The organism is Caballeronia glathei, assembly GCF_000698595.1.
Classification (GTDB): domain Bacteria; phylum Pseudomonadota; class Gammaproteobacteria; order Burkholderiales; family Burkholderiaceae; genus Caballeronia; species Caballeronia glathei.
Genome location: NZ_JFHC01000135.1, coordinates 1 through 9,768 on the forward strand (window position 1 = coordinate 1; position 9,768 = coordinate 9,768).

At 65.2% G+C, this 9,768-nt stretch carries 10 protein-coding genes and 1 pseudogene; 7 read left to right on the top strand and 4 right to left on the bottom strand.

What is annotated here, in order from left to right; translation table 11 throughout:
• The first annotated feature begins 165 nt into the window (after nt 1-165).
• Nucleotides 166-870, top strand: a complete 705-nt coding sequence (locus tag BG61_RS36950) for a hypothetical protein (protein WP_035931221.1) — start codon at nt 166-168, stop codon at nt 868-870.
• Nucleotides 871-1,082: 212 nt separating this feature from the next.
• On the opposite strand, the gene BG61_RS39595 is transcribed toward BG61_RS36950, so the two are convergent.
• The 4 genes from BG61_RS39595 to BG61_RS39600 form a co-directional block, all read right to left on the bottom strand.
• On the bottom strand, nt 1,083-1,523 hold the full coding sequence (locus BG61_RS39595) for a DUF6572 domain-containing protein (protein ID WP_051673056.1): 441 nt from the start codon (nt 1,521-1,523) through the stop codon (nt 1,083-1,085).
• Nucleotides 1,524-1,811: 288 nt separating this feature from the next.
• On the bottom strand, nt 1,812-2,945 hold the full coding sequence (gene ydiK / locus BG61_RS36960; RefSeq protein WP_075584316.1) for an AI-2E family transporter YdiK: 1,134 nt from the start codon (nt 2,943-2,945) through the stop codon (nt 1,812-1,814).
• A 79-nt stretch (nt 2,946-3,024) separates the two neighbouring features.
• A complete protein-coding gene (locus BG61_RS36965; RefSeq protein WP_129572136.1) occupies nt 3,025-3,462 on the bottom strand; it encodes a hypothetical protein in 438 nt (145 codons plus the stop codon).
• Nucleotides 3,459-4,805 carry an OmpA family protein gene (locus tag BG61_RS39600; protein ID WP_051673057.1) on the bottom strand — a complete coding sequence of 449 codons (1,347 nt, stop codon included), beginning with the start codon at nt 4,803-4,805 and terminating at the stop codon, nt 3,459-3,461. Before BG61_RS39600 ends, BG61_RS36965 begins: the two co-directional genes overlap by 4 nt.
• Nucleotides 4,806-5,113: 308 nt before the next feature.
• On the opposite strand from BG61_RS39600, the pseudogene BG61_RS36975 reads away from it, so the two are divergent.
• The 6 genes and pseudogenes from BG61_RS36975 to BG61_RS36995 all read left to right on the top strand — a co-directional run.
• Nucleotides 5,114-6,852: pseudogene (locus tag BG61_RS36975) on the top strand (outer membrane protein assembly factor BamB family protein).
• Between the two features lie 39 nt (nt 6,853-6,891).
• The gene (locus tag BG61_RS36980; RefSeq protein WP_035931327.1) at nt 6,892-7,503 is read left to right on the top strand and encodes a c-type cytochrome; all 612 of its coding nucleotides are present in this window, start codon (nt 6,892-6,894) and stop codon (nt 7,501-7,503) included.
• 34 nt (nt 7,504-7,537) lie between these two features.
• Entirely contained in the window at nt 7,538-8,170 is a 633-nt protein-coding gene (locus BG61_RS36985) for an ankyrin repeat domain-containing protein (protein WP_051673058.1), read from the top strand.
• Nucleotides 8,171-8,333: 163 nt separating this feature from the next.
• Entirely contained in the window at nt 8,334-8,699 is a 366-nt protein-coding gene (locus tag BG61_RS36990) for a DUF4148 domain-containing protein (RefSeq protein ID WP_051673059.1), read from the top strand.
• A 206-nt stretch (nt 8,700-8,905) separates the two neighbouring features.
• Nucleotides 8,906-9,064: a hypothetical protein gene (locus BG61_RS43100; RefSeq protein ID WP_158447145.1), complete on the top strand. Its 159-nt coding sequence runs from the start codon at nt 8,906-8,908 to the stop codon at nt 9,062-9,064.
• 377 nt (nt 9,065-9,441) lie between these two features.
• The coding region (locus tag BG61_RS36995; RefSeq protein ID WP_035943117.1) for a sigma-70 family RNA polymerase sigma factor at nt 9,442-9,768 on the top strand (327 nt) is incomplete at its 3' end.

Genomic DNA, 9,768 nt, shown 5'->3' on the forward strand with positions numbered 1-9,768 from the left:
TCATAGAGGCCGAAGTGCATCAAACGGCGTAGAACCCCGTACCCCAAGCGCCAGCGCCCACCCCCGTACAAAATCGCAAGCAAATGTATCAACGTCGAACCCTCGAAAAGCGGTCCGGTCGAACGGGACTTTATCGATCGGACAAATCAAGGGAGATTTTCGAATATGGCGACACGCTCATCCTGGATTGCACTGCTCGCGGCTGCTGCGCTCGTCGCGCCCGCCGTCTCGCAGGCGCAGCTCAATCTCCAGCAGTTCGGCTTCGGCGGCAGCAAGGCCGCGGAGAACGGCGCGAACGGCGCGGCGCAGCCCTCGGCGCTGAACTCGCTCGTGCAGAACTACATGGGCGCAAACCAGCAGGTGCTCACCGGGCAGTCGACGCTCGCATCGGCGATGGGCATGTCCGGCGTCGCGAGCCAGGCGCAGTCGGCGGCAGGCATGCTCGCGAACGCGTCGGGCGCCTCGGGCGGAGTGCTGAGCACAAGCGCGCTCTCGCAACTCGGCGGAACGCAGCAGAGCGTTTCGCAATCGCTGATGCAGGCGTTCACGAACCGCGCGTCGGCACCCGCGCCGGCCAAGGTCAACAAACAGGCCTTCACCGACGGCCTCGCATCGCTCGGCCAGGGCGTGAGCCAGTACGCAGGGCTCCAGTCCGACCTCGGCGCGGTGAAGAATTCGATGAACATGTCGTCGCTGCTGCAGGCAGGCTCGAATCCCGCGACGGCGCAGGCAGCAACGTATATCGCGCAGTCGGCGCCGGGACAGTTGCAGTCCCTCGTCTCGACGCTCACTCAGGCCGTGCAGTACGCCAAAGCCAACAACATTTCCGTGCCGGCGGTCGCGACTTCGGCGCTCGGCAGCGTGCAATAAGCGGCAAAACGGCGGGCACGACGGCCCGTCCGATGCAAAAAAAGCGGCGAAGCCCATCGGGCTTCGCCGCTTTTTTGTTTCCCGTATCGTCTCACCAGCGGGTCCCGCCCGGGTCCCACTCGGGTCCCATGATGCTCCCGCACATTCTCACCGACCACCTGCCCGGACGATCCCGCAAAGTCTCACGCATCGCTCCCGCAGACGCTCACCTCTCAGCCAATGGCGGCGCGGCGCAACGCGAGGGGAGACGGAAGCGTCGCCGCCTCGCCCTGTTCCGCGCGGGACGCGGCGCCGTTCGCGTCGGGCTCCGGCGCGCGAGGCCCGGGGCGCACATCCACCATCCGGCCACGCGCCTCGAAGCCCGATGCGCGGATGATCCGCTCGCGCGTCTTCCAGAACTGCTCGGCCGACGGCGTCATGGGGCGCGTGGCGACGTACTCGAAAACGATCGCGTAGCCGCGCACCGCCGGGTAGCTGAGCAATATCTGGCCTGAGCGGATGTACTGCATGTATCGATCGATTTTCTTCGTCAACAACGCGCAGTGCGCGGCTTCGTCGTCCCAGTCGAGGTCGTCGAAGATGCCGACATACACATGCTTGAAAAGAATGTTGACGCCGATGTAATCGATGGAGTCCACGTCGAGCAAAGACATGGCAATTCTCCCGCGCCCGCCTGCGGGCAAAGATTCAAGGCGCGTATTGTAATGGAGTACGCCATCCTAAAGAACATGCCGCGGGCGATAACACAACAGTTCGGAAATGCCTCAAATCAGCGCTTATTCGTCGGATACACGATAAATCCTAAATCGGCGATACGCTTAGTTATCTTGAAATAAAAGGCAGGTGGATTGTCGAAAATCGCCGGTCGCTTTAACAGCGCAGAAGCCGCCGCGCGACGCGGGCCGAAGCCCGATCGCACGGCGGGAAGGGGCGGCCGTCGCTCAAATGTCCTTCGGCTGCGCGGGGTTCGCGAGCCGCTGGTTCGGCACGCGCTCGCCGGTCACGGGCTCGACCTGCGCGAGCGGCGGCTGTTCGTTGATCCACGCATTCAGGATGGTCGACGTCACGGCCAGTATCACCGGCCCGATGAAGAGCCCGACGATCCCGAACGCGAACATTCCGCCGAGCACGCCCGAGAGGATCAGCAGCATCGACAGGTTGACGCCGCGCTTGATGAGGATCGGGCGCAGCACGTTGTCGAGCATCCCGATCATCACCGACCAGATGAGCAGCAGGATCGCGGCGATGCGCTGGTCGTGATAGAAGAGCCACGCGACGCTGCCAAGGAGCGGCAGCAGCGGACCGATCTGGGCGAGGCAGAACATCAGCATGACGGCCGTCAGGATGCCGGCGGCCGGCACGCCCGCGACCCACAGCCCGATTCCGCCGAGCGCGGACTGCGTAACGGCCGTGACGACGATTCCGAGCGCGACCGCGCGGATCGACAAGGCCGCGAGCTTGACCGCTTCCGCGCCGCGCTGCGCGGCGATGCGCGTGGCGAAGCGCGTGATGAAATGCGCCGCCGCTTCGCCCTGGGTGTAGAGAATGCCCGCGATGATCACGGTGACGAACATGTGAATCACGAACACGCCGACGACCGCCGCGTGGGCGAGCATCCAGCGGGCCGCGATCGAGACGTAGGGCTCGATCTTCGCGAGCAGTCCGCCGGCGCCTGCGTCGGAGAGCGTCTGCCACTCGTGCGCGGCGCGCTCGCCGACGATCGGCACATCGTGAATCCAGCCGGGCGGAGGCGGCAGTGCGTATGAGGGCAGGGCCTTGATGGCCGCCATGATCTCGCTGCCGTGCAGCGCGAGCGTGGAGATCGCGTGATAGAGCGGCAGCACGATCACGATGAGCAGGATCAGCAGCATCACCGTGGTCGCGGCCCAGCGGCGGTTGCCGCAGCGGCGCTGTATGGCGAGCATGACGGGCCAGGTCGCCACGACGATGGTGGTCGCCCAGATCAGACCTGGCAGGAAGGGACGCAGGACATAGAGACTGCCGATCGTGAGCGCGGACAGAATGACAATGACGAGAAGGATGCGGGCAATATCGACTGGCTGGCGTGGGTTCAATTTAAGTCCCTTGCGAATACGTATCGCATTGTGCCTGAATTCGGGTCTGCGCCCGGACCGCTCGGCCGGACGCTTGATGCTATTTGCCTTTTTCCACAAATCTGTCGATTTCGAGATTCCAGAATAATGCGCTGTCGGGATAATCGTTATAAATCGTGTATGAGCGGGATTGCGTCAGATCATTGGTGGCTTCGATCCGGTAATGCGCGCCGGCGCTAAAGAATCCGTCGCCTTTCAAATCGGGACAGGGAATCAGGACCGCGAGCATTTCCGTATCGGCCTTGCCCGTTATCCATTGCTCGACCCTGAATCGGTACGCCACGGCGATTTTCATGTCGCCGCACTTCGGAGCCTCCGACGGCATGGCCGTCAGGCTTCCTGTGAACCGGATCGCTGTGCTTTTCATGATGTCCTGATGGTCCTGACCGCGCTGATGCGGCGACGTTGTCTGGCACGCGAATGACATTGCAATCGACACTGCAATCGCGCTTAAAGCTCCGGAGAGGGTGAATTTCAAGGGCCCGGCCGGTGAACCGTCATCACGATTCTCCGGTTCTGCAGCCGGCCTGCCTCATTCGCGTTCGTCGCGACGAAACTGGTTTCCCCGCGCCCGACGATCGCGATCCTGTCGGCGGCAATGCCGTTCGCGACGAAGAACGCCTGCGCGGTCGCGGCACGGTTTCTCGATGTCGTGCGGTTCGCGGCTTCCGTGCCGACGTTGTCGGCGAATCCTTCGATCAGAAGCGTCGAGTTCGGATTGGCGTTGAGGTCGGCGAGTGCGGTCGCGAGCACGACGTTGCCCGCGGCCGGAACGGCATTGCTTCCCGATACGAAGCTGTCGACGGTTCGCTGCGACACCTGCACTTTCGGAATCCGTCTTGCGCTGACCACTTCGAAATCGGCGCCGGGGCCGGTGGGGCTGCCCGTCGTGCGCCGCTGGATGATCTCCAGGAAATAATGCGTGAAGTCCTGAAGCTGGCGCAAATAGGTGATGTTCGGCGCGGTCGGCTGTCCGGGCGGCGCGGGAATGACGGTGGGCGCGACGCCGCCGCTCAGCCTTCGTCCGACGATCCCCTGATTCTCCAGCACGTCGCTTTCCGCTTCGAGCCCGCGCGCATGCGATGCGGCGAAATTGCCGAAGCCGATGCCATGCGCGTTGAAGTTCTCCATCATTTCGTGGAACGCCTTCGCGGTTCCCTGTCCCGGCAATGCGGCGTTCAGGTTGCGGATATCGTCCATGTCGATGGTCTGGATCGTGCTCGCGCCCGCCGGAAAGGCGCCGACCGCGACGCGCGGCTGATTCGTGCCGATATGCAGTTCCGCGTTCTGAGTCGGATGATTGATCACGCTCAGGATGTTCGACCGCCCATCGGCGGCGGGCACCGCGCCCGGCAGGTTGCCGCCGACCGTCACTCGCGGCTGGGCGAAGTTCCAGTTGAGCCGCAGCCCGGATGCATTGCCGACGAGCGTCAGATATTCGGTCACGAGCGCTTCGCTCGATCCGCTGACGATCAGCCGTCGCTGAATATGCCGCGACGCGGCCGTGGTCGTGGCCGGCTTGTCCATGTCTTCGGTCTGCGCGGTATCGCGTTGCAGCATGCGCTCGAGGTCGGGCGCGTGCCGGTCGCGGGTCCGCTCGATCCCGGCGATCCTGCCGTGCGGCGTTAGACGTCCTGCGCGAATCAGCTGCGCGACCCGCCGGTTGCCGAGCGCGCGCTGCAACAGCGTGATACGCGCGATACGCGCGGGCACGCGCTCGCGCGATATCGCGGCCGAAGACACGGGCGAGCACGCCCGCGGCGCCCGCAGCGCGGCCTTGCGCGCCCTGATCGATGCCGATACGATGAGCTGTTGGGTCATGGCGGTCGTCTCCAGTCGCTGCTGAGTTTGCGCCGGGCGCAACGCACAAGTGCATTCTCATCTGCCCAGATGACATGACGTACCGCGATTCACCGGCTCACAATCCATACTACTAAAAATCGCGGGAAATGCCGGCGCGGGGGGCATCCGGAACGCGTGTCCAGCCCGCGCGCACCTGCAGAGAGGCACGTCAAGTCCGCGCATTAAGCAAGCCTGGAAAAGCCGTTTCAAATTGCCTATTCTCTATCCGTGCGGATAGCGCGGTTGCCGCGCCCCCACATCACAACAAGAACGATCGGGAGACTGACATGGCCGCGTCCCGCAAGTCTCGCATTCCCCTTTTCATTTGCGCCGCGCTCGGCTCGGCCGTGCTGAGCGGCACAGCGCCAGCAGCCGACGAAGTCCAGGGCGGCGCAACGACGACCCAGGCGACACCGATGCCCGATATGCTGCGGCCCGTCACGCAGCAGCAGCTCGACGCCGCCGCGAGCGACCCGGCCTCGTGGCTGCATTCGAACGGTTCGTATGCGGAAACGCGCTTCGCGCCGTCGACGCAGATCAACCCGTCCAACGTCTCGAAGCTCAGGCCGGCTTTCATCTTCCAGACGGCGGTGATGGAATCGATGGAAACGGCGCCGATCGTTTCGAACGGCGTGATGTTCCTGACGACTTCGTACAACCACGTCTACGCCATCGATGCGGTCACCGGCAAGGAATTCTGGCATTACAAGCACAGGATGGGCCCGGTCACGACGTTCTGCTGCGGGCCGAACAACCGCGGCGTGGCGATTTCCGGCGATCGTCTCTTCATGGGCACGCTCGACGCGAAGCTCGTCGCGCTCGATGCGAAGACAGGCAGGCTCCTGTGGGCCACCCAGATCGCGGACCCCGAGCTCGGCTATTCGGAGACGATGGCGCCAGTGGTCGTCGACGGCAAGGTGCTGATCGGCACCAACGGCGGCGAATACGGCATCCGCGGCTTCGTGAAGGCCTTCGACGTGAACAAGGGCGATCTGCTGTGGACGTTCTACACGATTCCCGAAACCGGCCAGGAAGGCGTCTGGGCGGAAAACGACGCCGTGGGCCGCAACATGAAGCGCGATATCGCGGCGGAAAAGCAGCAGCTCGCGGCGAAGGGCGGAGACTTCTACAGGACGCTCGGCGGCGGCGTATGGATGGCGCCCGCGGTGGACAGGAAGGCGCACACCGTCTATTTCGTGGTCGGCAATCCGTCGCCGGACCTGTAGGCGCGATCCGTCCGGGCGACAACCTCTATACCGATTCGCTCGTCGCGGTCGATCTCGACAGCGGCAAGTACAAATGGCACTACCAGTACATCGCGCACGATGTCTGGGACCTCGACGCCGCGAGCCCGCCGATCCTGCTCGACGTGCGCGACAAGGACGGCCGGATGATTCCAGGCATCATTCACGGCGGCAAGACGGGCTTCGTCTACGTGCACGACCGCCGCGACGGGCGGCTCATCCGCGTGTCGGAAGCGATGATCCCGCAGGAGGGCGTATGGACGCTGCCCACGCCGGCCGGCGCGCGCATGCTGCCGGGCGCGAACGGCGGCGTCGAATGGTCGCCGATGGCCTTCAGCCCGAAGACGCGCATGGCCTACGCCGCGAACCTGCATCAGCCGATGACGTATCAGGTGGAGGAAGTGCAGTATCCCGGCGGCAAGCTGTGGCTCGGCGGCGCCTTCAAGACGATTCCGTCGGAGCAGCAATGGGGCCGGCTGGTTGCCGTGCACGTCGACACGGGCAAGATCGCGTGGGCCTACAAGACCGAGCAGCCGCTCATCGGCGGCGTGCTGGCGACGGCGGGCGGGCTCGTCTTCAACGGCGAGGGCAACGGCATGTTCCGCGCATTCGATGCCGCAACCGGCAGGAAGCTCTGGGAGTACCAGTGCGGGGCGGGCGTCAATGCGCCAGCGGTTTCCTACACCGTGCACGGCAAGCAGTATGTCGCGGTGGCGGCGGGCGGCAATACGCAACTCGATTTCAAGCGCGGCAACAGCGTGCTCGTGTTCGCGCTGCCCTGAACCCGGACCGGCGCCGGGATGCGGAGATCCGCCGACAGCATGCGTGGCCGTCGTCTTCGGGGCGGCCCGGGCGGGCTCGCGTGTCTCGCCTGGCTCGCGGCGGCATTCGTCTGCGCGCTGCCGCTCGCGGCGCACGCCGATGCCGAGGCGGGCAAGGCGAAGGCCGTCGCGTGCGCCGCGTGCCACGGTCCGATGGGCAATTCGACGAGTCCCGAATATCCGGTGCTCGCGGGCCAGACTTCGCGCTATCTCTATCTCCAGCTCAGGGACTTCAAGGCCGGGCGGCGCAGCGATCCGCGCATGAGCCCGATGGCGGCGAACCTCACGCCCGACGACATGCACGATCTCGCCGACTACTTCGCCGCGCAGAAGCCCGCGCCGATCGCGTTCAACGCCGATCCGGTGAAAGTCGATGCGGGCCGCAAGAAAGCCGAAGAGGTGCTCTGCACGATGTGCCATCTCGGCGGCTTTTCGGGGCAGAACGAGATTCCGCGCATCGCGGGACAGCCGTACGCGTACATCGTCAAGCAACTGGAGGACTTTCGCGCGCGCAGGCGCACCAACGACGCGGGCAGCATGACGAGTGTCACGAAGACGCTCTCCGATGCCGATATCGAAAACCTCGCGAGCTATGTCGCGAATCTGCAATAGGCGCCCCATGAGAAGCACACACGCATGGCGCGCGATGGCGATCGTCGTGCTCGCGGTGTCGGGCGCCGCGGTGCCGTCGTTGGCCGCGGACACGTACAGCCTCAACGAGCAGCTGCTCGCGGCGGTGCGCGGCAACGACGAAGCCGGCGTGACGCGCGCGCTCGATGCGGGCGCGATCGTCGATTCGCGCAACCGCATCGGCGACACGCCCCTCATCAGCGCCTGCAAGAAAGGCATGACGGCGATGGCGCGCATGCTGATCGAGCGCGGCGCGAACGTGAACCAGGCCGACGTGCAGGGCATCACGCCGCTGATGGCCGCGGCGTTCGAGGGCAACCGTGAAGTCGTCGCGCTCCTGATCGCGCATCACGCCGATCCGGACAGCACGGACCGCGTCGGCAAGACCGCGATGGAGTACGCATCGGGGCGCGGCCATGCCGCTGTCGTCGAACAGCTGCTCGATGCGGGCGTCGACGTCAACGCGGCCTATCACAACCATCTGACCGCGCTGATGTGGGCCGCGGGCTACGACCAGATGCAGACCGTCTCGCTTCTGCTCGCGCGCGGCGCGAACCGCGACCTGCGCGACGATCGCGGGATGACGGCGAGAGACATTGCCGAGCAGACCGGTTCGACACACGCCGTGCTCCTCCTCTCCGGCCACTGAGACGGCGGGCGCCCGCCCGCCTGCCGACACCTGCGCAACAGCTGTTTCGCACGCGCGATTCCGCCTGGTTCGTGACGCGACGCGTTTCGCGCCGTCGCCTCACGCATACGATTTTCGGCCTGCTTCGGAATATCGGGCGCGTGAGGGGTGTTCACTTATTTGCATGACTGATGAGCACCTGATCACACTGGAGTTCGATATGAAGAAGTTGGCTATCGCAGGGCTGTCCCTCACCATTCTTGCTTCGACAAGTGTCCTCGCCCAGGAGCGAACACGCGCCGAAGTCACGCAGGAAATGGTTCAGGCGGAACAGAACGGCGAGAATTTCCGGGCTGACAAGCCCTATCCTCCGGCTGAAGTGAACCACAGCGCCACGCAGGTGCAGACGGGGCAGCCGGGCGATACATCGTACGGCGGGTCGCGTGGAGGTTCGAGCGCGAGCGGCTCGCGCATGGGGATCGGCGGTGCCGGCAGGAACGCCTGCGTCGGACCGCGCGGCTTCTGCGACATCTACGCCGGGGGATCCTGATCGTGGCGGCCGCTGTCGCCGTGGCGCGGGAACGGGTCCGGGCAGATCGGGCATTGCCGGTATCGGCTGGATCGCCGGTATGTGCGCGTGCAAGGGCCGCGTCTTCGTCGCACGTTTCAACAGGCAAGCCGGGCGTGGCAGGCGATGCCCGCCGGCGCACCGTAGCCGGTCGCCTTCGGGAGCGATCCGCAGCAGGAGTATCACGGATGAAAGCCCGCATGACCCCTGGCGGCCCGCTCGTCCGATCGAGCCGATGGCTGTTCGCGATGCTCACGGTCGCTGTTCCGCTTTTCGGCGAGAGCCTCGTGTCGGCGCGCATCATGTTCCACATTCTGATCAGCCTCAAGGGCCGGTCGCTCCGATAAGGCGACGCCCGCCGGCGGCTTCCCTCCCGCCACGGTTCGCCCGTCTTCCGGCCAGCACGCAGCGCGACGACGCTGCATGCGCCACGGCCCCCGCCAGAGCCCCCGCACGCGGTGCGGCACGCACGCCTATACGTAGGTATGAGGCTCCCACACCATCGCAGGTCGCGCACATCCGCTCGTAGGATGGTGCCGCGCCCGACCAGCGCATAACCTGCATGCATCGAGGCGGATTACAGACACAGTCGATCGATTCAGGAACGCCTCTTCACAGAACTGCCAGACGCGCAAACGGCGCATCGGCCGCACACCATGCCGGTGACAGGACGCAAGCACGACATACCGGGCGCGGCGTGGCTGGTTCACGAGGGAGACGGACGATGGGCGCAGAACACGAGTTGCTCGCACATGTACCACGGCTTCGGCGCTATGCACGCGCGCTCGTCAGAAACCCGGAACTCGCCGACGACCTCGTGCAGGACACGCTCGAGCGCGCGCTGCGCAACTTCGAGAAGTTCGAAGCCGGCAGCGACCTGCGCGCCTGGCTCTTCACGATCATGCACAACCTCTTTCTCGGACAGATCCGCAAGGCGTCTGCGCGCGCGTCGCACGTCGCGCTCGACGACGAAGGCATCGCCGAGCGGGAATTCGCCACGCAGGGCAATCAGGCCGACCGGCTCGAAGTGCGCGATCTCGACTATGCGCTG